This is a genomic window from Buchnera aphidicola (Stegophylla sp.) (assembly GCF_005080785.1).
In the GTDB taxonomy this organism is placed as follows: Bacteria; Pseudomonadota; Gammaproteobacteria; order Enterobacterales; family Enterobacteriaceae; genus Buchnera_L; species Buchnera_L aphidicola_AQ.
This window is the reverse complement of the sequence record NZ_CP032998.1, coordinates 367,758-393,447: the sequence shown is the minus strand read 5'-3', so window position 1 is coordinate 393,447 and position 25,690 is coordinate 367,758. Positions and strand designations below refer to the sequence as shown.

Here is a 25,690-nt window from a genome sequence, read left to right as displayed (position 1 = left end):
AATAATTCCTATATTTCCGAAATTAACTCTTTTATTGTGAATATATGATTAGTGTATATGCAAATATCAGCAGCAATGTTTAATGATTTTTTTACTATTTGTCTAGGTTCCAGGATAGTGTTTTTTAGTAATGCATATGCTGCAGCTTGTGCGTATGGACCTCCGGATCCAATAGCAATGATATCATTTTCTGGTTGTATTACATCTCCATTACCGGTAATAATTAATGATAAGTTTTTATCAGCTACTGCAAGTAATGCTTCTAATTTTTTTAGTATTCTGTCGCTTCTCCAATCTTTGGCTAATTCTATAGCGGATTTTTGTAATCTTCCTTGATATATTTCTAGTTTTTTTTCAAGTAATTCAAATAAAGTGAACGCATCAGCTGTTCCTCCTGCAAAACCAGAAATTACTTTGTTATTATAGAGAGAACGTACTTTTTGGACATTTTTTTTCATAATTGTATTCCCTAATGTTGCTTGTCCATCACCTCCAATAACAACTTTTTTATTTAACCTGATACTTAGTATTGTGGTCATATCATGGTCTCTATATAGAGCATATTAAATATTATTTATTTTAATATACTAAGTTATTTAAATTTTATCAATAAATATATTGATATTGTATAGAATGTGATGTTGGTTTTTATGGTTTGGGAGTACGTATGAAGGTTATAATTATAACTTACATAACTTTAATATATTATTAAATTTATGTAATTTAATTAATTATTTTATATTGATGTTTTTATTATTATAGGGCTTTATTATTATGAAAAAAAATATTCATCCTAAATATCAATCAGTATCTGTGATTTGTTCCTGTGGGAATAAAGTTAACATTTTTTCAACTATAAATAAAAGAAATTTACATTTAGATATATGTTCATCTTGTCATCCTTTTTATACAGGAAAACAACGTGTTGTTAGTCGAGGAGGTCGTATTGAAAAATTTAATAAAAAGTTTTCTTTTAATTAAAAAATAGATTGAAAATCAATAAATTTATTCTTAAATTTTTTCAGGTATTTTGAGCGGGAAACGAGATTCGAACTCGCGACTTCAACCTTGGCAAGGTTGTACTCTACCAACTGAGTTATTCCCGCATAACATTTACTTTGTTTTAAAATGAATATCATACTATATTATATATATGAACGACAAGTGAATAAAAAAAAAATTATTATTCATTTTTTCATATACCAAAATAGAGTATTTATTTATTCATATTAATATTTTTATTTTGAATGGGATTGAAATATTTGTTTTATAGGTTTTGAATTATAAACATTTAACCTATATTATAATTAATCAATTAATTTATTTTTGATAATTAAATATAATATAAATTAATATATTTTTTAATTATTTGAACTGATTTAGTCTTATATTTTATATAATTTTTTTATTTCATGTTTTTGTGTAATACGCTGCTATTGAAAATATAGCAGCGTATGTTGTCCATAACAAATCTTATATTACACTTCCTGAAGTTAAATACTTATTTTTTATTACTATTTCTTATTAATATTTCATATGTTGTTACATTTTATTATACAGACTGTATTTTAAAACAAAATAATTATTAAACATGTATCTGTATATGAAAATTTTGTTATATACATGTTGATATAATTATCTTAATATCACAACATTTCTTATAATGAAAGTTACACATTTCATTATATAAATAATTTCATTTCTTTTCTTTTGTATTGTTATACATTATAAATTTTTAAAGAATTAATAATTTAATAGTATTACAAACTTTAAACACATATGATACATCAATGATAATTAATATTATACTTGATATTTCAAAATAATGCAAATAAATAATTCGTTATGTAACAATATTTTTAAACACCACTTTAAAAAATGATATTTAACTATTTATTTAATATCATAAATATTATATAACCAGAATTCTACCAATATGTCAATACCTTATTGTACTTATAAGGTATAAATGAGGTCAAAATGGAAATTTCATCTTTTATTATATTATTTAGTTTTTATTATTTTTTTTGGATATTAATTTTTTTTACTTGTTCTTCATTTGGAATTTCATATTCAAAATTTATTTTTAATAATCCCAATTCTAAGATTGCTGAAATAATTTTTATTGGATTATTTAAGTTGAAGTTTACTGTAAAATGATTGTTTTTTATTCCTTTATGAAGATATACTTTTTTTGTTTGCTCTTCTTTTTGAATACTACTTTTTCTTCCAGATATAGTTAATTGTTTGTTTTGAATGGAAATATCTAGTTCTTTTTCTTGATACCCTGGAACTAGTATTACTAACTGATAACGAGTATCACTGAATTTAATAAAATCATATCCAGGTAAATCAGTGATTGGTTTTTCACCAGTTAGTGTACTGAATATTTTATCAATTTGGTTAAATCTATCTGAGAATAAATTGTCTGTAATTATTGGTGAAAAAGAGATAGAATGATTATTCATAATAATCTCCTTCAAATCAAAATTACTGTTTTTCAAAATTTTAACTAAGTCTTATTTCTTTTTTTCTTTATTACTCTTATTGATAATAAAATAAGGGTTATATATTAATTTTCAAGTTTTAAATTATATTATTTTGATATAAGATAAAGATAATTTGTATTTCAAATTTTATGATAATTTAAATTATGAAAAATATTATTCCTATTTGTACTAATGCTTGGAAAGAATTAAATAATCATTTTAGTCATATTAAAAATTTGCATATGGTTGATTTGTTTTGTAATGATATTAATCGATTTAAGAATTTTTCTATTATTTTTAAAGATAAGATTTTATTTGATTTTTCTAAAAATCGCATTACTTTAGAAACAATGAAAAAACTTTTTAATTTAGCAAAAGAAATTAATTTATTAGAATCAATAGAAGAAATGTTTACTGGTGAAAAAATTAATAAAACTGAAAATCGTTCAGTCTTACATGTGGCTTTAAGAAATCGTTCTAACACTTCAATATTGGTTGATGGTAATGATATTATGCCTATGGTTAATAAAGTATTGAATGATATGAAATCTTTTTCTAATCAGGTTATTTCAGGAACATGGAGAGGGTATTCCGGTAAAAGTATTAAAAATATTGTGAATTTAGGTATAGGAGGTTCAGATTTAGGACCTAGAATGGTTACAAAAGCGTTAACACCATATAAAAATCATTTAAATATTATTTATATATCTAATATTGATGGTAATGATATATTAAATATTGTAAATAATTGTGATTTTGAAACAACAATATTTTTAATATCTTCAAAAAATTTTCAGACTGAAGAAACATTAACTAATGCTATGACTATACAAAAATATTTTTTAAAAAAAGTTAAAAATCAAAAATTTATGGATAAACATTTTTTTGCTATTACTGCAAATATTCAAGAAGCATTAACTTTTGGAATTGATCGAAAAAATATTTTTCAGATGTGGGATTGGGTAGGTGGAAGATATTCGTTATGGTCTGCCATGGGACTATCGATTATGCTTTCGATTGGATTTGATAATTTTATTAAATTATTAGATGGTGCATATGATATGGACATACATTTTCGAACTCAAACATTTGAAAAGAATATTCCTGTGATATTAGCATTAATTGGAATTTGGTATAATAATTTTTTTAATACAGAAACAGAAGCAATTTTACCTTATGATCAATATTTGGATCAATTTCCTAAATATATTCAACAAAGTAATATGGAATCGAATGGGAAAAATATTGATAGAAATGGAAATAAAGTTTATTGGCAAACAGGACCAATTATTTGGGGTGAAGTAGGAACAAATGGTCAACATTCTTTTTATCAATTAATGCATCAAGGTACGAAGCTCATTCCGTGTGATTTTATTGCTCCAATTAATTCTCATAGTTGTTTATTTCATCATCATAAAATATTATTATCGAATTTTTTTGCACAGACACATGCTTTAGCATTTGGAAAATATTTTATTCAAAAAAAAAATAATATATTTTTATATGATTCTGAAAATAAAAATATAGATAGTAATAAGTTTAAATATTTTGAAGGGAATAGACCAAGTAATACTATTTTATTAAATAAAATTACTCCTTATTCTTTAGGTGTATTAATTGCTGTATATGAACATAAAATATTTGTTCAGGGAATGATTTTAAATGTTTTTAGTTTTGACCAATGGGGTGTTGAGTTAGGTAAAAATGTATCTTCAGATGTTTTGAATATGTTAAAGTTAACAAAAAATGATTTAAAATATGATAGTTCTACAAATAATTTAATTAATTTTTATAATCATTTATATGATAAAAGAAAATAAACATTAGTGTATTATTTTATATATTTATAAATATTTTTTATTATAGAAATTATGAAAATATATAAAAAAAATTTATGTAAATCATTTTTAATTTTTTTATTAGGACCGACTGCATCTGGCAAATCAACATTAGCAATGGAATTAAGAAAATATTTGCCAGTTGAGTTAATCAGTGTTGATTCTGCATTAATATATCGTCATATGAATATTGGGACTGCTAAACCGAATAAATTACAGTTAATTCAACATCCTCATCGTTTAATTAATATTAAAGATCCTAGCCAATATTATTCTGTTTCGGAATTTCGATATGATGTTTTAAGAGAAATTAATGATATTTTAAAATTAGGTAAGATTCCGTTATTAGTAGGTGGTACTATGTTTTATTATCACATTTTGTTGAATGGAATATCACAATTACCAAAATCAAATTTAGAATTAAAAAAGAAAATTTTACGTGAAAATAATTATAATCATAATTATAGTTTACATAAATATTTATCTAAAATTGATATAATTTCTTCTAAAAATATTCATCCTAATGATGTACAAAGATTATTAAGAGCTTTAGAAGTTTGTTTGATTACAGGAAAAAAATTTAGTCAGTTAAAAAAAAATATATTATTTCGATTACCATATAAAACTATACAATTTGTTAGAGTATTAAAAAAAAAGAAATTGTATCATAATATTGAAAATCGTTTAGGAAACATGTTAGATCAAGGTTTTGAAATGGAAGTTATGGGTTTATTTAATAGAGGCGATTTAAATATTCATTTACCTTCAATACGTTGTATTGGTTATCGACATATGTGGTTTTATTTATCTGGTTTGATTAGTTATGGTGATATGATTAAACAAATTATTGTGTCTACAAAACAATTGGTTAAAAAACAAATAACATGGTTAAAAACATGGAATAATATTTATCTTTTAAAAGATACAAAAATGGAACTTATAATAGAAAAAATATTAAATGTAATTTATAAAGAAGATATTATGTATGGTTAATTATGATTATGTATTTATATTCAATAATTACATATTAAAAAGTTAGGATGAAAACTTAAATAATATAATTAATGTGAGTTGATTAAATATGGAAAATGTTGTTCAGATATTACAATTAGATGTTCCTTATCATATGAATCCTGCAGAAACTTTTTATAATATTTGTCACAATAAAACAGAAACATTGTTGTTAGAATCTGCTGAAATTGTCAAAAAAAATCAATTGGAGAGTATGTTAATTATAGATACAGCAATACGTATTATTGCAATTAATAAAAAAGTTATTTTAGAATCTTTTTCTCAAAATGGACAAAATATATTAGATAAAATACATCGCGTTATTCCTAAAGAAGTAAAATTGCATATTTTTAAAAAAAAAATTGAATTTATTTTTCCTGATATAATTAATATATTAGATGAAGATCATAGATTACAATCATTATCAATATTTGATTGTTTTAGATTTATTTTGAAATTAATTCAATCTGATTCTGATCAATCTAAATCAATATTTTTTGGAGGTTTTTTTTCTTATGATTTGGTTAATACTTTTGAAAATTTACCGATTTTATCGCGTTTTCAAAAATGTCCAGATTTTTGTTTTTATTTGTCTGAAGTTTTATTAATTTTTGATCATGTTCGACAAATAAGTACTGTTCAAGGAAGTGTATTTTTTAATGATGTATATGAAACTATCAGGATTCAAAAAAGATTATTAGAAATTAAAAAAAAATTATGTCATATTTCTGTATCAATACCAAAAAAGACAATTCTTGCTCAAGCTGTAGATGTGAATATAAGTGATTTAGAATATCAGAATATTGTAAGAAACATGCAAAATTATATTAGACAGGGAGAAATATTTCAAGTTGTTCCGTCAAGAAAGTTTTTTTTACCTTGTCCTTATCCATTATCAGCATATTATTATTTAAAATTAAAAAATCCAAGTCCATATATGTTTTATATGCAAGATAAAAATTTTACATTATTTGGTGCATCACCAGAGAGTTCATTAAAATATGATTCTATTAGTAGAAGAATTGAAATATATCCAATTGCTGGTACTAGAGCACGAGGTTTTGATAAATATGGTAATATAAATTTAGATTTAGATAGTCGTATTGAATTAGAAATGCGTACTAATCATAAAGAATTATCAGAACATGTGATGCTTGTTGATTTAGCTCGTAATGATTTAGCTAAAATTTGTATACCTGGAACACGATTTGTGTCCAATTTGACACAAGTGGATCGGTATTCTCATGTTATGCATTTAGTTTCTAAAGTAATTGGAATTTTAAGAACTGATTTGGACGTTTTACATGCTTATTCTGCATGTATGAATATGGGCACATTAAGTGGAGCTCCAAAAGTTCGTGCAATGCAATTAATTGCTGAAGTTGAGAATGTTAATCGAGGTAGTTATGGTGGTTCAATAGGATATTTTACAGGTTCAGGGGATTTAGATACATGTATTATAATACGTTCTGCTTATATTGAAAATTCTGTTGCTACTATTCAGTCTGGTTCGGGTATAGTATTGGATTCAATACCTCAAGAGGAATCTGACGAAAGTCGTAATAAAGCACAAGCTGTATTGAATTCTATTATTTATTCAAATTATCATAAAAAGGAATAATTGTGATGAAAGAAATTATTTTATTGGATAATTTTGATTCTTTTACATATAATATAGTTGATCAATTACGTGTTTATAATTATCATGTTATTATTTATCGTAATAATGTTTCTGTTAGTACCATCTTGTCTACTTTATTTAGTATGAAAAATCCAATAGTATTACTTTCTCCAGGTCCTGGAATACCTAAACAGTCAGGATGTATGATGCATTTGTTATCATTTGTTATTGGTATTGTTCCAGTAATTGGTATTTGTTTAGGATATCAGGCAATTGTTGAATATTATGGTGGTGTTTTGAAATATACAAATCAAATTTTACATGGTAAAACATCGTTAGTATTGCATGATGGAAAAGAAATGTTTAAAGGTATTGTTAACCCATTATTAGTTGCTCGATATCATTCATGTATATGTGCCAATATTCCTTCCACGTTGACAATTAATGCCAAATATAAAAATGTTATTATGTCTATTCGTAATAATTTTGATAGAGTTTGTGGATTTCAATTTCATCCAGAATCTATTCTTACTACATATGGGGATCAGTTGTTATATAATACTGTCAAATGGGCATATTCAAAATATTAATAATTTTATTTTTATTATGAATACATTTTTATAATAATGAATATAATAATGTATGACAATAATAATTGATATAAGTTATTTAAGGTATATCATGAAACAAAATATTATTGTGTTAGGTACACAATGGGGAGATGAAGGAAAAGGTAAAATAGTAGATTTATTAACTAATAAATTTGATTATGTTGTTAGATACCAAGGTGGACATAACGCTGGACATACTATAGTAGTAAATTGTAAAAAAATTATTTTACATTTAATTCCTTCTGGTATATTACATAATCACATGATTTGTGTTTTGGGTAATGGTGTAGTTATTTCACCTAAAGCATTAATTAAAGAAATAAATATGTTATCTAGTTTAAATATTTTTGTTCATAATCGTTTATTCATTTCAGAACATTGTCCTCTAGTTTTAGATTATCATATCAATATGGATATAGCTAGAGAAAAATTTTTAAGGAAACAATTAATTGGAACAACAGGAAAAGGTATTGGTCCATCTTATGAAGACAAGGTATCTCGTCGAGGACTTAAAATAGGTGATTTACGTAATACTAACGTATTAATGAAAAAATTGAAAAATATAATTAATTATTATAATTTTCAGTTGGTAAATTATTATGGAGGTTCTCCATTAGAATATGAATTAGTTTTAGAAGAACTATTGACATATCAAAATACTTTAATTAAAAAAATCAAGGATGTACCATTGATATTAAACGAAGCATGTTATTTGAAGAAGAAAATTATCTTTGAAGGTGCTCAAGGTACTTTTTTAGATTTAGATCATGGTATTTTCCCATATGTGACTTCTTCTAATAGTACTATAGGTGGTGTTTTTACTGGTTCTGGAGTCAACTTAAATTATAATTTTTATGTTTTAGGTATAGTAAAAGCCTATTGTACTAGAGTAGGTTTTGGTCCGTTTCCTACAGAATTACATGATGCTATTGGTACTCATTTATTTACAAAAGGAATGGAGTTTGGTTCTACTACTGGACGTAAAAGACGGACGGGTTGGTTAGATTTAGTATTGTTATCACGCTCCATTTTGTTAAATTCGATTCATTCATTATGTTTAACAAAATTAGATGTTTTAGATGGTTTATCAGAATTAAAAATTTGTGTTGCTTATAAACATATTAATTCATCCAAAATTTTTACAACACCATGTGATATATTAGATTGGAATACCATTGAACCTGTTTATGAAGTATTACCTGGATGGATGCAATCTACAGTAGGAATAAAATCGATGAATCAATTACCATCTGAAGCTAAAGATTATATATTGTTTATAGAAAAAAATATTTGTACACGAATATTTATTGATATGATTTCCACTGGTCCTGAAAGATCTCAAACAATTGTGAATATAGAATTTTAAAAATTTATGATTATTTTTTTATTTATATATATTTAAATATATAAATTTATGATTTTTATATTTTATAATATTTTTTTTTGAATAAAAATATATAGTATAAAATCTTATTTTTATAAGTATAATAATTTTATTATTGATTTTATTTTTGTTATTGTATAATATTTCATTGATGATTATGTTAATTAGTTTAATTGATTTATAATAATAAATATTATCAATATTATAAGTAAAATATATTATTTAAATATATTAATAAATAAAATACTTAATGAAAATGTTTTACAAACATTGTATTGTAACAAATATGTCATATTACAATTTTAAATATTATAAATATTTTGAAATAATAATTATTATATTGCATTATAGAATTTTTATTTTATTTATTTTTATATTTTATATTGTTTATATTTTAAAATACTTAATATTTTTAAAAGGATTATTATTTTATATGCGTCATTATGAAATTGTTATTATTATTCATCCTGATCAAACATCAGAACAAATTATGCATATTATAAAACATTATAAAACGTTTATTATGCAAAATCATGGAATTATATATCGTTTAGAAGATTGGGGAAGACGTCAGTTAGCATATCCTATTAAAAAGTTGCATAAAGCTTATTATATATTAATGAACATTCACATTGAACCAGTTAAAATTAGTGAATTGAAAGAAATATTATTTTTTAATGAAGTTGTTTTACGTAGTATGATTATTACAGTCAAAGAAAAAATTGTTGTTCCATCTGTAATTTTAAAGTTAAAAAATGATAAAATGGATAAAAGATAATTAATTTATATATATTTTATTTACTTATATGTAATCAATATATGTTGAAGGATTAAATGTATGATTCGATATTTTAGGCGAAAAAAATTTTGTCGTTTTACTGCAAATCGTGTTAAAGAGGTAGATTACAAAGATATTGTTACGTTAAAGAGTTATATTACAGAAACTGGTAAAATTGTTCCGAGTAGAATTACAGGTACTCGATCGAAGTATCAAAGACAGTTATCTCGAGCAATTAAAAGAGCTCGATATTTAGCATTACTTCCTTATACAGATCAACATTGTTAATATAATATATTGAAAGGGTTATAAATGGAAATTATTTTATTGAAAGATATTAGAAATGTAGGGAAAATAGGAAGTATTATTACAGTGAAATCTGGATATGCACGTAATTACCTTATTCCTTTAGGTCAAGCATTAAGATCGAGTTCTGAAAATATTAATATTATACAAAATAAGAAAAATCAATTAGATAAAAAGGTAAAATTTAGGATATCTCAAGCTAAATTAAGATTAAATCAAGTAAAATCTTTACCGATTATTAAAATATATGTTCGATCACGTAAACATGAAAAATTGTTTGGTTCTATTGGACCAAAAGATATTGCAAATGCAATTATGAAATTAGGAGTTCAAGTAGATAAACAAGAAATTTATATAAAAAATGGTTATATTCGTAAATTAGGTGTGTATAAAGTCATTTTTAGACCTTATAAAACAATAGAAACCAGTTGTTTAGTACATGTTCTTTCTCAAAATAGTATTTGATATGTAATTTTATAATATTAAAATATATGATATTTTATATATAAGATAAATATTTTATTATCAAGATATATTATATGTATATAATATATCTTGGTAATATAGGTGATATGATATTTGATATTTTATAATTATACTGAGTTTGTGTTTACAATATATTATTTTTATTTTATAATATTTAATATTATTTTATATATTTATATATGATATAGATATTATGAATATTGTTGATATAAAAATATTAGATGATCGTATAGGAACAAAATTTCCGTCTTTGACATATTCAACTGACGGATCTTCTGGTTTGGATTTGAGAGCGTGTATAAAAAAAAAAATTATTTCTGTCTGTTCTAATCAAGTTATATTAATACCTACTGGTATTGCTATTTTTATTAAAGATCCATTAATTACTGCTTTTATTTTACCTCGTTCAGGATTAGGTCATTATCATGGTATAGTTTTAGGTAATACTATTGGTGTTATTGATTCGGATTATCAAGGTGAATTAATGCTTTCAGTATGGAATAGAAGTAAAAAAACATTTTATATTTCTTGTGGAGATCGGGTAGCACAAATGATTTTTGTTCCGATCATTAAGCCAGATTTTAATATAGTTTCAGATTTTAAAAATACCAATCGTAATATACATGGTTTTGGATCTTCTGGTATTAAATAATGTATTTTTTACATCCATATATATTTTGGTATGTTATAATTTTTTTTAGTTTTTTTGGATATTTATTATATTTTATAAGATATTTAATTAAATCAAATATATTAATAATCGAAAATATTTTGCAATATGGATGATTATTTTTTATTTCTTCTGTTGCACTATATACATTTGATATTCCGTATTCTTGTCTATTGAATGCAACAAATATACTATAAATAGAGTTATTTGGTTTTGTATTGATGTATTTTTGTATTGTTATTCCGGATGTAAGAACATCATCTATAATAATAATGTTATTATGGTTTATATTTGGTCCAATAATGATACCTTGATCTCCATAATTTTTAAATTCTTTTCGATTAAAACAATATGGTAGATTGATATTATAATATATTTTTAATGCTATTGCTGTAGCAACAACTATGGGAATTCCTTTATATGCTAAACCAAAAAGCATATCAGGATTTATTTTTGAATGTACAATTGCATGTGCATAAAATTTTCCTAATTTAAGAATATTTAAACCAGTATAAAAATATTTTGAATTAAAAAAATAAGGGCTATTTCTTCCAGATTTCAACTGAAATTTTCCAAATGTTAATATTTTATTATGTAAAGAAAATTCAATAAATTTTTTTTTCCATTCTCTCATATGTTTTTTATTTAATATTATTTAATTTTATTTTTATAAAATTTTTTGTTGTTTTTTATATTTTATTTTATAAAAACTAGGTTTTGGCCCTTGCTGGATTTGAACCAGCGACCAAGCGATTATGAGTCGCCTGCTCTGACCACTGAGCTAAAGGGCCTATGTATAAATATTATAAATGAATTTAAAAATATAATCTACAATTATTTTATTTATTTTTTATTATAAAGTTGTTATATATTTTGATATTTTGATATTTTGACATTTTAGTATTATAATATTTTAGTATTATGATATATATTATATTGAAAATGTTTTTTTGACAAAGTTTTTGATATATGATATAACTTTATTAAATAATCCTCTGTAGTTCAGTTGGTAGAACGGCGGACTGTTAATCCGTATGTCACTGGTTCGAATCCAGTCGGAGGAGTTTTTATATATCATTAATTTTTATTCAAATTATAAATTATTTTAATAAAATTATGAATTTTAATAATTTAATAAATCAAAAATGTGATTTTCTTTTTTATGATTATGAAACATTTGGAGTACATACTGCATTAGATAAGCCTGTACAATTTGCATCGATTCGTACTGATTATAATTTTAATATTATTGATGATAATGTTAGTGTTTTTTATTGCGCTCCACCGAATGATTATTTGCCTAATCCGGAATCGGTTTTAATCACAGGTATTACACCTCAATATGCAATAAAAAAAGGTTTAAATGAATTTTATTTTGCTCGAAAAATTTATAGTATTTTAAATACGAAATTTATTTGTGTCATTGGATATAATAATATTGTGTTTGATGATGAAATAACGAGAAATATATTTTATAGAAATTTTTTTGATCCTTATAGTTGGAGTTGGAAAAATTATAATTCTCGTTGGGATTTAATTAATGTTGTTCGAGCATGTTATTTATTACGACCAGAAGGTATTGTATGGCCGAAAAATAAATTAGGTTTTGTGAGTTTTAAATTACATGATTTAACACGTAGTAATCATATTAATCATTATGATGTACATAATGCAGCTTCTGATGTTTTAGCAACAGTAAGTTTAGCTAAATTGGTAAAATTAAAACAACCTAAGTTGTTTAATTATTTATTTAAATATAGGTTAAAGGATAATCTTAAATTACTTATTAATAAAGTACAATGGCAACCTTTGGTTTATATTTCAGGAATTTTTGGTAATATAAGAAATAATATGACTTGTATTGTACCAATATTTTGGAATATTAAAAATTTCAATATGTTAGTATTTTTTGATTTATATATGGATAGTCATTCATTAGTTGATTTTCTTCTCGAGAATCGGTATAGAAATAATATTACTATATCAAAATTATTTTCATTTGGCATTGGTTTTTTATATATTAATCAATGTCCTATATTAGTTCCTGTGAATTTATTGGATCATGCAAATCAATATCGTTTAAATATTAATTTAAATTCGTATTTAAATAAAATATATTTTTTACGTAAAAATATATTTTTATTTTATGAAATAAGAAAATTGTTTAGTAATTTTGTTTATTGTAATGCAAATCATGATGTTGATTTACAAATATATCGTTCTTTTTTTTCTAATTATGATAAAAAACAAATGCGTATCATACATACTATTTCAATTAATGATTTAAAAAATATTAGTATAAATTTTTTTGATTCTCGATTATATGAAATGTTTTTTCGATATCGTGCGCGTAATTTTCCTCAATCTTTAAATTGTTTTGAAAAAATAAAATGGTTATTATATCGATTAAAAAAATTTAATAAAAATTTTTTAGAAAGGTATTTTGATAATCTAAATCAACTTATGAATCAATATAGTAAAAATTTAAAAAAAATTAATCTTTTAAATGATTTAAAAAGATATGTACAGTATTTTATTCAATTTAAATAATTTTGTATATTTTATAGAACAAAATTAATATGTGATATTATCTTTTTTAAATAAAAATTTTATCATTTCTTTTTTTATTATTTGATAATCTTGTATATTCATCATATTTAATTTTTTTTCATTAATAATTTTTGTTTGTTGATGCATCCATTTTTTCCAAGCTAATTTTGATATATTTTTATATATATATTCTCCTATTCTTCCTGGATAAAATGGTTCGTCATGTCCTTCACAAAATTTTTTAAAAAATTTACAGAAAATGATTTTCATATATTTTAATCCTGATCAATTTTTTTTAAGTATATTAATATTTTTTTTATGGGTTGTGATATTCCAATGTGTGGGGGATTATACAAATTATACCAAATATAATGGTTGTTTTTAGAAAATATTTTTTTATTTTTTATTATTATTTTAAACATTTTCATTTTTAATTTTATATGACTTAATTGATGATAAATTGAATTTATTTTTTCATTATTTTTGTTTTTTATTTCATTTTGTATTAACCAAGTATTTATATCTTTTATATTGTTAAATTCTGGGAAACAAAATAAATTTTCCCATATTTTTTTATTTTTTCGACGTTCTAAGTAGACAAAATTTTTATATTGGATTATAAGATAAAAAAATATTTTTTTTTTAATTATTTTTGTAATATTTGTTTTTTGATTATTAAAATTTTTTATGTATTGACAATTTTGATTGAGTGGACATATATGACATTTAGGTTTTTTATATTGGCATATTAATGATCCTAGATCCATCATACCTTGATTAAATTTATTAGCATTATGAATAGGTGTAATCATATTTATTAAATGCCATAATTTGTTTTCATAATGTTTTAATTTGTTGAAATTTTTAGGGAGATTATAGAATCTAGTTAAAATTCTTTTAACATTACCATCTAATATGGGAAAGGAGAAATTTTTTGATAATGATAGAATTGCGCCTGCTGTGGTTTTTCCAATGCCTGGTAGTTTAATTAGATCTATAATACTATTAGGAAAATATCCATGATATTTATTAATAATAATTTTAGCTGTTTTATGTAAATTTATAGCTCTTTTATAATATCCTAATCCACTCCATATATGTAATATCTCATCTAGATTTGTTTGTGCTAGTTTATCTATAGTATTGAATGTGGATATAAATTTTTTGTAATAAGGTATAACAGTTTTTACTTGTGTTTGTTGTAGCATAATTTCTGAAATCCAAATATGATAATCAGTTTTTTTTATTTGCCATGGTAAGTTTTTTCTACCATACATATGATACCAATTAATAATTAATTGTGAAAATTGCCAATATTTCATATTATGATCATTTTTTATTTAACATAAGTTTATTTTATTCTTGAATGATATTGTATATTATAATATTTATGATAAATTTTAGTATTTATATATATGATAAAAAATATAGTATTTGATAATGTTGTTATACCCAAATATAATTTATATGGAAAATTTATACGTAATACACGTAGTTTTGTTTGTAGATCTGGACGACATAGAAAAAAAAATATTGATATAATAAAAAAATATTGGTCGTATTTTGGATTAAATTTTCAATGTCAAAGTTTAGATATTCATAAAATTTTTGATAATAAAAATCGATTTTTTATGTTAGATATAGGATTTGGGAAAGGCGAATCTTTATTACATACAGCGTCGTATAATTTAGATAAAAATATTTTAGGTATAGAAATTTATGTATCTGGAATAAGTTATTGTATGCATAATATGTATATGGCTAATATGAAGAATGTAAAGATTATATTGCATGATGCTGAAGAAGTATTACAATATATGATTTGTGATAATTCAGTAGATGTTATACATGTTTTTTTTCCTGATCCTTGGATTAAGTTACGTCATAATAAAAGAAGAATTTTAAAACCTGATTTTATTAAATTACTTGCAAGAAAACAAGTCAAAAATGGAATATTATATATAGTTACTGATTGTAAAATATATGCAAATTATATTATGAGTGTGATAAATTCTATTTCGGAATATACCAGTAGATTAAATAATATTGATTATTTAACAATATTTAATTCAAGAATAGTCACTAATTTTGAAAAAAAAGCAAATATTTTAAATAAAAAGATTTTTAATTTATTATTTCAGTGTTCTAAATTATAAAATTTATTTTATAAAATATTCTAATAGATTATTAAGAAAAATTTTTCCTTTTGGTAGAGTATACCAAAATTTTTTTGTTTGTACTATATATTTTTTTTTAATTAGTGTATTTATTTCGTTTTTTATATAACATTTGTTTAATCCAGTATATAATGTAAAGTATTTACGTTTTATAGGTTGAAATAATCTAAAGATGTTCATAAAATATTCTAAAGGTTTATTTTTGTCTAAAATTTTATATTTTTTTTGGATATATTGATTACTGTTTATATAATCATTAATTTTATATTTTTTTATAGTTCTAATAATATTTTTATTTTTTGTAGTTATTTTTCCATGCGCTCCACATCCAATGCCTATGTAGTCTTGAAATTTCCAATAGTTTAAATTATGTTGACATTGATATTTTTTTTGTGAATATGAAGATATTTCATATCGTATGTATTTTGATTGGGTTAATAATTTATTACCTTGGTTATACATATTCCATATAGTATTTTCATTTGGCAAATGTATTTTTTTAGAGTAGAATATAGTATTTTTTTCTATATTTAGTTGGTACCAAGAAATATGATTAGGTTTCATTAGTATAGCAGTTTTTAAATCATATAAACATTCTTGTAGTGTTTGTTGAGGTAAACCATACATTAAATCTATGTTAAAATTTATTTTTTTTTTTTTTATTTGATTTAAAATGTTTATTGCAGTTTCTGCTGAATGTTCTCGTCCAATGGATTTTAATAATTTATTATTAAAACTCTGTATTCCTATCGATATTCTATTAATCCCCAATTGTATATATTTTCGTATTGTATGAATAGTAATTAAATCAGGGTTGATTTCTATGGTAATTTCTGAATTAGAGTTAAGAGATACAATGTTTTTTATATTGTGTAATAGATATTTTATATATTTATAGTTTATTAAATTTGGTGTACCTCCTCCAATAAATATACTTTTTATACTTCTATTATTAATTAGATGTATATCATTTTTTAAATCTTGAATTAATGATTGAATATATTGTAATTCTGGGATCGAATTTTTGGATTGATATGAATGAAAATCACAATATGGACATTTTTTTTTGCACCAAGGTATGTGAATGTATAAACTTAAATCAGGTAGTAAAATCGACATGCTATTTTTGAATATAGTTAATATATTTATATTTTTTTGTATGTTTTATCCAACTTTCTAATATTAGTACAGCTGATACGGAATCTATTTTATTTTTTTTTAAATTTTTATATCCTCCTTGTGTAAATAAATATGATTTTGCTTCTTTTGTTGTTAGTCTTTCATCATGGAGATAAATTTTAATACAAAAACGTTTATATAAAGATTTGGAAAATTTTTTTACTTGATTAGTAATTTTTTGTTTTGTTCCATTCATGTTTAATGGGTATCCGAGAATTATCAATTTTGGTTTCCAAGATGATATTAATGATGAAATTGTATGCCAATTTGGTTTTCCATTTTTAACTTTTATTGAATTTAGTGATGTTGCTGTTGATGTAATTTGTTGTCCAACTGCTACCCCAATATTTTTAGTACCAAAGTCGAATGATAATATAAACATAGTTTTTAATTATCCTTATAATAAATAAAAATGATGATTTATAATATTGATATTTTAATAATTTTTATACTTATTTTCATGTATGTTTTTATTTTATATATTTTTAATATTATACATGATTATTATTTATTTTTTTAAAAGTTTTTTATGAATTGATTATGAATATTTATTTTTTAGTATTGTATATGTTATTATTAATAATATATAATTCAAATTATATATTTATATGATATATGTTTAAATTTTATATTATATGTTTGATTCATCTTGAAAATGTGCATAGTTATCAAATCGGCATACATTTCCATTAAATGTTAATTTTATAGTGCCATGAGGTCCATTTCTTTGTTTTCCTATAATAATTTCAGCAATACCTTTGGATTCAGTATTTTCATTATACACTTCATCTCTATATATAAACATAATTAAGTCTGCATCTTGTTCTAAAGCGCCTGATTCTCTAAGATCTGAATTTATTGGTCTTTTATCAGATCGTTGCTCTAATGATCTATTAAGTTGTGATAATGCAATAATAGGTATTTTTAGTTCTTTAGATAAAGATTTTAAAGATCGAGAAATTTCTGCAATTTCTAGTGTTCGATGTTCTGATAATTGAGGTACTTGTATTAGTTGTAAATAATCAATCATAATTAAACTTAGTCCATTTTTTTTTTTATATAAATATTTTGATTTTGATCGAATTTCATTAATAGTTAGTTGTGAAGCATCATCAATGTATATATTATTTTTTTTTAATAATATATTAATTATACTAGAAATTCGTGACCAATCTTCATGATTTAAACATCCAGTACGGATATTATTTTGTTTAACTCGCGATAAAGAGGATAACATACGCATAATAATTTGTTCTCCTGGCATTTCTAGACTGAAGATTAAAACAGGTTTTTTATAAATCATAGCAGCATTTTCACAAATGTTCATTGCTAAAGTGGTTTTTCCCATAGATGGTCGGGCTGCTATGATGATTAAGTTGGATTTTTGTAATCCTAAAGTTTTTTTATTAATATCATGATATCCGGTATCAATACCTGTAATTTTATTATTTGGTGATTGGATGAATTTTTCCATAGTATTAATAGTAACATCTAATAATGTTTTTATGTTTTTGAGATTTAATTGTTTTGTATTTTTTTTATTTATTATTTTAGATATTTTAAATTCTATATAATCTAAAATTTCTTCACTAGTTTTATTGGTTTTGTTATATCCTAAATCAGAAATTTTATTACCAATTTTAATAATTTTTCGTAATGTAGAATATTTTTTAACTATATTAGCATATGTAGTAATATTTTCTATACTTGGTGTGTTACGAGCAATATTTGATAAATAAGAAAATTTACCTATATTTTGTAGTTTTCCTTTTTGTTCTAAAGATTCAGATATTGTTATTAAATCTATAGGATAACCTAAATTTATTAGTTTTTGCATTTCGTAAAAAATTAATTGATGCGGTATAATAAAAAAATCTTTGGGTGAAAGACAATGCGAAATAATATCCCATTTTTTATTATTTAACATTAATCCACCTAAAACAGATTGTTCTGCTTCTAATGAGTAAGGTAATTGTTTATGTTGTAGTGTAGTGTTTGTGTGTTTAAAATTGTTATTTATCATTTATGGTTTATAATCTTATTTTTTATATATATAATTAATATATTTTTGGATAAATTTTTTGTTTATTATAGTTATATATGATATTTTAATTATATATTTTTGAATTATTATTTAATATTTTAAATTTGGTATAATTAAAATAATTTTTGGTTATAATGTGATCATAGTAAATAATTAAAGGTAATGATTGTTATTCATAATATATTGAGTATAATATATTATATGTATTTTTTTATATTTTACTTTTGAGGATGTTATATGTCTAATCGAGGAATTAATAAAGTTATTTTAATTGGAAATTTAGGGCAAGATCCTGAAGTTCGTTATATGCCTAATGGAGATTCTATTACAAATATTATTGTAGCAACTTCTGAATCTTGGAAAGATAAAAATACAGGTGTAAAAAAGGAAAAAACGCAATGGCATAAGGTAGTATTGTTTGGGAAATTAGCACAAATCGCAAGTAAGTATTTACATAAAGGTGCACAAGTTTATATTGAAGGTTCTTTAAGAACTAGAAAATGGAAAAATCAAGATGGATTCGATAAATATGTTACAGAAGTTTTGGTTAATATGAATGGTACTTTGCAAATGTTACAAGGTCGATCATCTCATATATCTTTAAATGATAGTACGAATAATAAAAAATTACTTCCAAAAGATAATTTGTTATATGATAAAAAACAATTGTTAAATAAAGATGATTCTGTTAAAATGAAAGATAATGTTATGTCTGATATAAATTTGGATGATGCATTTCCTTTTTAAAATTTGTGTTATTTATTTAGATCATTATGTATATTTCATAGATATGTAGTAATTTAATAATAAAATAAATTTATTTGATATTTATAAAGATATTTTTAGGTTTTGTATTTATGTTTTTATGTTTTAAATATTATAAGTTGTTTTTTGAATATTTTAAATTTTATTTATTTATAAAATGTTTGATATTTATTTGCATGAATTATATGTATGTTATTTGTAATTATTTGAATTATATAATATATTTTATAGTTTTTTATTGTATTATTACATGAAATATTGTTAATAATATAGTAGTAACTGAATATGATTAATATTTCTCGAGCAGCACAAAATTATCTTAAAGATATTTTATTTAAAAATAGTCATTTTTCAATACTTAGAATATTTATAAAATATCCTGGAACGCAATATGCTGAATGTAAAATGTTGTATGATTCTAAATGTAATTTTCGTAATGGAGATATCGAAATAAAATATTTATATTTTAGTATTTATATTAGTAATATTCTTTTTCCTTATTTAAAGAGTGCAAAAATTGATTTATTATATGATGAAGGTAATTATCAATTGATGTTAATGGCTCCTTATGCTCGGGAAAAAATATATACTGTTCAAAATAATAATATATTATTGAATAAATTAAAAAAATTTGTACATAATCATATTAATCCTATGTTATTTACACATGGAGGGGAAATTGTTATATTAGAAATTACAAAATCGGGTTATGTGATTTTGAAATTTTTAGGTAGTTGTAATGGTTGTTCGATGGTAAATACAACTTTAAAAGAAGGTATTGAAAAAAAGATTTTATATCATTTCCCTGATTTATTAGGAGTGAAGGATATTACAGAACATTATCGGGGTGCACATTCTTTTATATAATAATGTATTGGTTTGATTTATTTTATTTTTGATTATTAGAATCATGTTTTTAATTAAATATATTGTATATATGAATAATAAATCAAGGTTTTAATATGAAGAGAGTATTTATTTTGGTATTAGACTCATTTGGAATTGGTTATAGTGACGATGCATATAGATTTCATGATGTTGGTACTAATACTTTTGGTCATATATCAGAATATTGCTATTTTGGTAGAGCTAATGATAATAGATTTGGTTATTTAAATATTCCTAATTTAATGTCTTTAGGATTAGGTAAGGTTTATAAATATTTAAATGGTCATTATCCTTTTGGAATATTAAAATCATCAAAAATTATCGGAAGTTATGGTTATGCACGTGAAATTTCTTCATCAAAAGATACGTCTTCAGGACATTGGGAAATTGCTGGTGTTCCAGTTTTATTTAAGTGGGATTATTTTAATAATATTAAAAATAGTTTTCCTTCTCATTTATTAAAAGAAATAATTATACAAAATAAATTAGTTGGTATTTTAGGTAATTGTCATGCTTCTGGAACAGATATATTGAATGATCTTGGGTGTTTGCATATAAAAACAGGCAAACCTATTGTTTATACGTCTTCTGATTCGGTTTTACAAGTTGCTTGTCATGAAAAATATTTTGGGTTAAATAATTTATACAAATTATGTAAAAAAATTAGATATATTTTAGATAAATATAATTATAATATTACTCGAGTAATTGCTCGTCCATTTATAGGAGAAAAAAAATTACATTTTATTCGAACAAATAATCGTCGTGATTTTTCTAAATTACCTCCTGGTAAAACGATAATACAAAAATTAATAGAAGAAAGATCAGGTCATGTTATTGGAATTGGTAAAATTTCAGATATTTTTGCTCATGTAGGTATTACCAAAAATATATATACTGCAGGATTAAAAAATTTGATTGATTCTACGATACATGAAATAAATATTAATGTTAAAGATAATACAATAGTTTTTATAAATTTAGTAGATTTTGATTCTATTTGGGGACATCGAAGAGATGTTTCTGGATATTCGTCTGGGTTAGAATATTTTGATTTTCGTTTATCTGAGATTTTAAATAGTTTAAAAAGGGATGATATGTTAATTTTGACTGCGGATCATGGTTGTGATCCCACTTGGATTGGAACAAATCATACACGTGAATATATTCCAATATTATTATATAATAAGTTTTTTCCAAGATATAATTTTGGTTATCGTAAGACATTTTCTGATATTGCTCAAACGATTGCAAAATATTTTTCTTTATCTAATATGAAATATGGGGAGAGTATACTGTAAAGTACAATAATTTTGAGCATATAATTTTGTTTTTATAATATTTTGAAAATAAGGTTACATTTTATGATTACACCTCATATTAATGCTAATAAAAATGATTTTGCATCACGAATTATTATGTCTGGAGATCCTGTAAGAGTACAATATATTGCAAGTAATTTTTTAAAAAATGTTCGTGAAGTAACAAATGTTAGGTTTATTTTAGGATTTACAGGATATTATAAAAATGTTAAAATATCAATCATGAGTCATGGAATAGGTATACCATCTGCTTTGATTTATATTCATGAATTAGTTAAATATTATCATGTTAAAAAAATTATTCGTTTAGGTACATGCGGAACAGTGCGTGATGATATTGAATTAAATGATATTCTTATTGCTATGGGTGCTTGTACAGATTCTAATGTTAATAGAAATAAATTTAATAATTATGATTTTGCTTCTATTTCAGATTTTGATATGTTATATAATACAGTTATGTGTTCTAAAAAAATAGGTATTCATGTTCGTGTAGGTAATTTTTTTACAACAGATTTATTTTATACATATGATAAAAAAATTTATCATTTGTTAAATAAATACAATATTCTTGGTATTGATATGGAAACCTCAGGGATATATAATGTTTCTGCTGAATTAGGTATACAATCTATTTCTATATGTTTGGTTTCAGATCATCTTTTGCGTGGTCAAAGGTTGTCTACTGATGATCGTGTAAATACTTTTAATAATATGATACAAATTGCTTTGGAAACAATGATTATGTAATTATATATTAATTGATTATAATATTTAAGTTTTGATATAGACTATATTGGTGAGAAAGGGATTCGAACCCTTGATACGATAAATATCGTATACATGTTTTCCAGACATGCTCCTTAATCCTCTCGGACATCTCACCATTATGAATATTATGTATTTTTTTTATTTATTAAAATATATAAATAATATTTTATTTAGTTTTTGTATTTTATATGTTAAAAATGTTTGTATTATACTTTTAATGTATTATTTAATATTATTGTATTGTATTTTATATATTTAATAATATATTAATAAAATATTTTATATATTATAATATTATTATTTTAATATTTATAATATAAAATATATCTTATTTTGTGAATATAGTGTATAATATTAAAAATTGAAATTAAATTTTAGTTAATTATAAATATGATAACAAAAAGAAATATTTTTTTAATAGGTCCTATGGGTGCTGGGAAAAGTACTATTGGACGTTTGTTAACTCAAGAATTAAATATGGAATTTTATGATTCTGATCAAGAATTAGAAAATCGTACTGGTGTTGATATTAGTTGGATCTTTGATATTGAAGGAGAACTAGGTTTTAGAATACGTGAAGAAAAAATTATTGATGAATTAACACGAATGAGTAGTATTGTATTAGCTACTGGAGGTGGTTCGATAATATCTAAAGATATAAGAAATTTTTTATCATCGAGAGGTATTGTCATATATTTACAAGCTAGTGTTCAAAAACAATTGATGAGAACTAAAAAAGATAGTTATAGACCTCTTTTAAAAACAGGTGATGATATGAGTGTGGTATTACAAAGATTAGCTTTTCAAAGAGAAGAATTATATAAATCAATAACTGATTTAACATTTAATACTGATAATAAAAATGTTAAAAGTATAGTGTATAATATTATTAAAATGCTAAAAACTATTTAGTTATAGATATTAATTACTTTTTAAATTATTAGAGTTTAATACAATATATGCGAAAAATAATAGTTAATTTAAATTATGCTTCATATCCAATTTATATTGATTTTAATTTATTAAATATTAAAGATATTTTTTATCCTTTAAAAAAAAATGATCGTGTTATGTTAGTCACTGATACTGTTTTATCGCCTATATGGAAAAATATCGTTTTAGGTTCTTTAGTAGATTATGGTATGATTGTTGATGAGTTGATTATTCCTGATGGTGAAAAATATAAAAATTTTGTTTCAGTGGAATTGTTAATATCTAACTTATTAAATAAGTGTCATGATCGTCATACCACGTTAATTGCATTAGGTGGTGGGGTTATAGGTGATTTAACTGGTTTTGTAGCTTCAATTTATCAACGTGGTATACGTTTTATACAAATCCCCACCACTTTATTATCTCAAGTTGATGCTGCTATAGGAGGGAAAACTGGTGTTAATCATGTTTTAGGGAAAAATATGATTGGTTCATTTTGGCAACCAACTTCTGTAATTATTAATTTAAATTTTTTAAATACTTTACCTAAAAATCAATTTATTTCTGGTTTATCTGAAGTTGTTAAATATGCTATTGCGTTTGATTATGATTTTTTTGTATGGTTAGAAAAAAATATAAATGATATTTTATCTTTAAATATGAATACTTTATTATATTGTGTCACACGATGTTGTGAATTAAAAAAGAAAATTATTGTTATTGATGAGAGAGAAAATAATTGTCGTATGTTGTTAAATTTAGGGCATACGTATGGTCATGCTATTGAATCGTATTTTGAATATTCTTCTTTTTTACATGGTGAATCTGTTTCAATAGGTATTGTGATTGCGCTTTATACTTCTGAAATTCTTGGTTTATTGAATATTGTAGATATTAAACGTATTATTAATTTGTTAGAAAAAATTGGATTGCCTACTATTATTCCTAAAGAGATATCGTCTCGTTCTTTTCTGAAATATATGATACGAGATAAAAAAAATTATTTTGGTCAAATTACACTGATTTTACCTACATCAATTGGAGAAGTAAAAGTTTTTAATAATGTTAGTAAAAATATTATTATGGATGCCATTCAAATGTGTTATTAATAATATAAGATATTATAATTTATTTTTATATTTATATAGATGAGAATAATATGAAAAAATTTTTTATTTCTTCTTCTATTTTATCTGCAAATTTTGCTCGATTAGGAGAAGATATTAAAGAGATTTTAATTGCAGGTTGTGATTTTATTCATTTTGATGTTATGGATAATCATTATGTTTCTAATTTAACATTTGGTCCTATGGTTTTAGAATCATTAAGAAATAATAACATTTATGCTCCTATTGATGTTCATTTGATGGCTTGTCCAGTGGATGATTTAGTGTTAAAATTTGCTCAGTCTGGGGCTAGTTTTATTACTTTTCATCCAGAATCAAGTGATCATGTTGATAAAACATTAAGTTTAATTAAACAATGTGGTTGTAAAGTAGGGATTGCATTAAATCCTTCGACTCCGTTAAGTATTTTAGATTATATTATGGATAAGTTAGATATTATTTTATTAATGGGAGTAAATCCTGGTTTTTCAGGACAAAGGTTTATTCCTTCTATGTTAAATAAATTATATCGTATTCGTACAAAAATTGATAAGTTTTTTCCTAATATTTTGTTATCAGTGGATGGAGGTGTAAATGCAAATAATATTTCGGATTTAGTTTGTGTTGGTGTAGATATATTTGTTATGGGTTCTGCAATTTTTACGTCAAATAATTACGTTCAGTTTATTAAAAATATACGTGAAAAGATTAAATTAACATATAATTGTATAAAATAATTATTATTTATATTCATAGGTTTA

At 22.8% G+C, this 25,690-nt stretch carries 27 protein-coding genes and 4 tRNA genes; 20 read left to right on the top strand and 11 right to left on the bottom strand.

The window, feature by feature from the left end:
• Window positions 1–8: 8 nt before the first annotated feature.
• A complete protein-coding gene (gene hslV, locus D9V79_RS01835) occupies window positions 9–539 on the bottom strand; it encodes an ATP-dependent protease subunit HslV (protein ID WP_158352122.1) in 531 nt (176 codons plus the stop codon).
• 235 nt (window positions 540–774) lie between these two features.
• On the opposite strand from hslV, the gene rpmE reads away from it, so the two are divergent.
• Window positions 775–981, top strand: a complete 207-nt coding sequence (rpmE, locus tag D9V79_RS01830) for a 50S ribosomal protein L31 (RefSeq protein ID WP_158352120.1) — start codon at window positions 775–777, stop codon at window positions 979–981.
• A gap of 52 nt (window positions 982–1,033) precedes the next feature.
• Here the strand turns inward: rpmE and D9V79_RS01825 are convergent.
• Both D9V79_RS01825 and D9V79_RS01820 read right to left on the bottom strand, forming a co-directional pair.
• Window positions 1,034–1,106, bottom strand: a tRNA-Gly gene (locus D9V79_RS01825).
• Between the two features lie 912 nt (window positions 1,107–2,018).
• Entirely contained in the window at window positions 2,019–2,468 is a 450-nt protein-coding gene (locus tag D9V79_RS01820) for an Hsp20 family protein (protein ID WP_158352118.1), read from the bottom strand.
• A 185-nt stretch (window positions 2,469–2,653) separates the two neighbouring features.
• Between D9V79_RS01820 and pgi the strand changes: the two genes are divergently transcribed.
• The 9 genes from pgi to dut all read left to right on the top strand — a co-directional run bounded on the left by pgi (window position 2,654) and on the right by dut (window position 11,176).
• Window positions 2,654–4,309 carry a glucose-6-phosphate isomerase gene (gene pgi, locus D9V79_RS01815; protein ID WP_158352116.1) on the top strand — a complete coding sequence of 552 codons (1,656 nt, stop codon included), beginning with the start codon at window positions 2,654–2,656 and terminating at the stop codon, window positions 4,307–4,309.
• Window positions 4,310–4,360: 51 nt separating this feature from the next.
• Window positions 4,361–5,320, top strand: a complete 960-nt coding sequence (gene miaA / locus D9V79_RS01810) for a tRNA (adenosine(37)-N6)-dimethylallyltransferase MiaA (RefSeq protein WP_158352114.1) — start codon at window positions 4,361–4,363, stop codon at window positions 5,318–5,320.
• A gap of 88 nt (window positions 5,321–5,408) precedes the next feature.
• Window positions 5,409–6,959, top strand: a complete 1,551-nt coding sequence (locus D9V79_RS01805; protein ID WP_158352112.1) for an anthranilate synthase component 1 — start codon at window positions 5,409–5,411, stop codon at window positions 6,957–6,959.
• A 5-nt stretch (window positions 6,960–6,964) separates the two neighbouring features.
• Window positions 6,965–7,549, top strand: coding sequence for a glutamine amidotransferase-related protein (locus D9V79_RS01800; RefSeq protein ID WP_158352109.1), 585 nt, complete (start codon window positions 6,965–6,967; stop codon window positions 7,547–7,549).
• A gap of 91 nt (window positions 7,550–7,640) precedes the next feature.
• Window positions 7,641–8,936 carry an adenylosuccinate synthase gene (locus D9V79_RS01795; protein WP_158352107.1) on the top strand — a complete coding sequence of 432 codons (1,296 nt, stop codon included), beginning with the start codon at window positions 7,641–7,643 and terminating at the stop codon, window positions 8,934–8,936.
• A 451-nt stretch (window positions 8,937–9,387) separates the two neighbouring features.
• Window positions 9,388–9,732: a 30S ribosomal protein S6 gene (gene rpsF, locus D9V79_RS01790; RefSeq protein WP_158352105.1), complete on the top strand. Its 345-nt coding sequence runs from the start codon at window positions 9,388–9,390 to the stop codon at window positions 9,730–9,732.
• Window positions 9,733–9,792: 60 nt separating this feature from the next.
• On the top strand, window positions 9,793–10,020 hold the full coding sequence (gene rpsR / locus D9V79_RS01785; RefSeq protein ID WP_158352103.1) for a 30S ribosomal protein S18: 228 nt from the start codon (window positions 9,793–9,795) through the stop codon (window positions 10,018–10,020).
• A 24-nt stretch (window positions 10,021–10,044) separates the two neighbouring features.
• Complete coding sequence (gene rplI, locus D9V79_RS01780) at window positions 10,045–10,503, top strand: 50S ribosomal protein L9 (protein ID WP_158352101.1); 459 nt, start codon at window positions 10,045–10,047, stop codon at window positions 10,501–10,503.
• 211 nt (window positions 10,504–10,714) lie between these two features.
• Window positions 10,715–11,176: a dUTP diphosphatase gene (gene dut / locus D9V79_RS01775; protein WP_261978611.1), complete on the top strand. Its 462-nt coding sequence runs from the start codon at window positions 10,715–10,717 to the stop codon at window positions 11,174–11,176.
• Here the strand turns inward: dut and pyrE are convergent.
• Window positions 11,169–11,828 (bottom strand): orotate phosphoribosyltransferase, encoded by a 660-nt coding sequence (gene pyrE / locus D9V79_RS01770; protein ID WP_158352096.1) that lies wholly within the window; start codon window positions 11,826–11,828, stop codon window positions 11,169–11,171. The genes dut and pyrE overlap by 8 nt on opposite strands.
• Window positions 11,829–11,912: 84 nt before the next feature.
• Window positions 11,913–11,985 (bottom strand) — tRNA-Ile (locus tag D9V79_RS01765).
• 200 nt (window positions 11,986–12,185) lie between these two features.
• Between D9V79_RS01765 and D9V79_RS01760 the strand changes: the two genes are divergently transcribed.
• Together D9V79_RS01760 and sbcB are read left to right on the top strand one after the other, a co-directional pair.
• Window positions 12,186–12,258 (top strand) — tRNA-Asn (locus D9V79_RS01760).
• 52 nt (window positions 12,259–12,310) lie between these two features.
• Window positions 12,311–13,744: an exodeoxyribonuclease I gene (gene sbcB / locus D9V79_RS01755; RefSeq protein WP_158352094.1), complete on the top strand. Its 1,434-nt coding sequence runs from the start codon at window positions 12,311–12,313 to the stop codon at window positions 13,742–13,744.
• Window positions 13,745–13,768: 24 nt separating this feature from the next.
• Here the strand turns inward: sbcB and D9V79_RS01750 are convergent, their stop codons facing one another.
• Both D9V79_RS01750 and mutY read right to left on the bottom strand, forming a co-directional pair.
• Entirely contained in the window at window positions 13,769–14,014 is a 246-nt protein-coding gene (locus tag D9V79_RS01750) for an oxidative damage protection protein (protein ID WP_158352091.1), read from the bottom strand.
• Between the two features lie 5 nt (window positions 14,015–14,019).
• Window positions 14,020–15,066 carry an A/G-specific adenine glycosylase gene (mutY, locus tag D9V79_RS01745; RefSeq protein WP_158352089.1) on the bottom strand — a complete coding sequence of 349 codons (1,047 nt, stop codon included), beginning with the start codon at window positions 15,064–15,066 and terminating at the stop codon, window positions 14,020–14,022.
• Between the two features lie 93 nt (window positions 15,067–15,159).
• On the opposite strand from mutY, the gene trmB reads away from it, so the two are divergent.
• Complete coding sequence (gene trmB / locus D9V79_RS01740; RefSeq protein WP_158352087.1) at window positions 15,160–15,900, top strand: tRNA (guanosine(46)-N7)-methyltransferase TrmB; 741 nt, start codon at window positions 15,160–15,162, stop codon at window positions 15,898–15,900.
• A gap of 3 nt (window positions 15,901–15,903) precedes the next feature.
• On the opposite strand, the gene hemW is transcribed toward trmB, so the two are convergent.
• The 3 genes from hemW to dnaB all read right to left on the bottom strand — a co-directional run bounded on the left by hemW (window position 15,904) and on the right by dnaB (window position 19,123).
• Window positions 15,904–17,040, bottom strand: coding sequence for a radical SAM family heme chaperone HemW (gene hemW / locus D9V79_RS01735; protein ID WP_158352085.1), 1,137 nt, complete (start codon window positions 17,038–17,040; stop codon window positions 15,904–15,906).
• Between the two features lies 1 nt (window position 17,041).
• Entirely contained in the window at window positions 17,042–17,482 is a 441-nt protein-coding gene (gene ruvX / locus D9V79_RS01730) for a Holliday junction resolvase RuvX (RefSeq protein ID WP_158352083.1), read from the bottom strand.
• Between the two features lie 249 nt (window positions 17,483–17,731).
• A complete protein-coding gene (gene dnaB / locus D9V79_RS01725; protein ID WP_158352081.1) occupies window positions 17,732–19,123 on the bottom strand; it encodes a replicative DNA helicase in 1,392 nt (463 codons plus the stop codon).
• A 258-nt stretch (window positions 19,124–19,381) separates the two neighbouring features.
• Between dnaB and ssb the strand changes: the two genes are divergently transcribed.
• From ssb to deoD, 4 genes are all read left to right on the top strand, one after another.
• Window positions 19,382–19,891: a single-stranded DNA-binding protein gene (gene ssb / locus D9V79_RS01720; RefSeq protein ID WP_158352079.1), complete on the top strand. Its 510-nt coding sequence runs from the start codon at window positions 19,382–19,384 to the stop codon at window positions 19,889–19,891.
• Between the two features lie 303 nt (window positions 19,892–20,194).
• A complete protein-coding gene (locus tag D9V79_RS01715; RefSeq protein WP_158352077.1) occupies window positions 20,195–20,776 on the top strand; it encodes a NifU family protein in 582 nt (193 codons plus the stop codon).
• 95 nt (window positions 20,777–20,871) lie between these two features.
• On the top strand, window positions 20,872–22,098 hold the full coding sequence (locus tag D9V79_RS01710; protein WP_158352075.1) for a phosphopentomutase: 1,227 nt from the start codon (window positions 20,872–20,874) through the stop codon (window positions 22,096–22,098).
• Window positions 22,099–22,161: 63 nt separating this feature from the next.
• Complete coding sequence (gene deoD, locus D9V79_RS01705; protein WP_158352072.1) at window positions 22,162–22,869, top strand: purine-nucleoside phosphorylase; 708 nt, start codon at window positions 22,162–22,164, stop codon at window positions 22,867–22,869.
• A gap of 47 nt (window positions 22,870–22,916) precedes the next feature.
• On the opposite strand, the gene D9V79_RS01700 is transcribed toward deoD, so the two are convergent.
• Window positions 22,917–23,005, bottom strand: a tRNA-Ser gene (locus D9V79_RS01700).
• A gap of 275 nt (window positions 23,006–23,280) precedes the next feature.
• On the opposite strand from D9V79_RS01700, the gene aroK reads away from it, so the two are divergent.
• The 3 genes from aroK to rpe are packed head-to-tail and all read left to right on the top strand — an operon-like array spanning window position 23,281 to window position 25,666.
• Window positions 23,281–23,802: a shikimate kinase AroK gene (gene aroK, locus D9V79_RS01695; protein ID WP_158352070.1), complete on the top strand. Its 522-nt coding sequence runs from the start codon at window positions 23,281–23,283 to the stop codon at window positions 23,800–23,802.
• 47 nt (window positions 23,803–23,849) lie between these two features.
• Window positions 23,850–24,932 (top strand): 3-dehydroquinate synthase, encoded by a 1,083-nt coding sequence (gene aroB, locus D9V79_RS01690; protein WP_158352068.1) that lies wholly within the window; start codon window positions 23,850–23,852, stop codon window positions 24,930–24,932.
• Between the two features lie 50 nt (window positions 24,933–24,982).
• Entirely contained in the window at window positions 24,983–25,666 is a 684-nt protein-coding gene (rpe, locus tag D9V79_RS01685) for a ribulose-phosphate 3-epimerase (RefSeq protein ID WP_158352066.1), read from the top strand.
• Window positions 25,667–25,690: the final 24 nt, after the last annotated feature.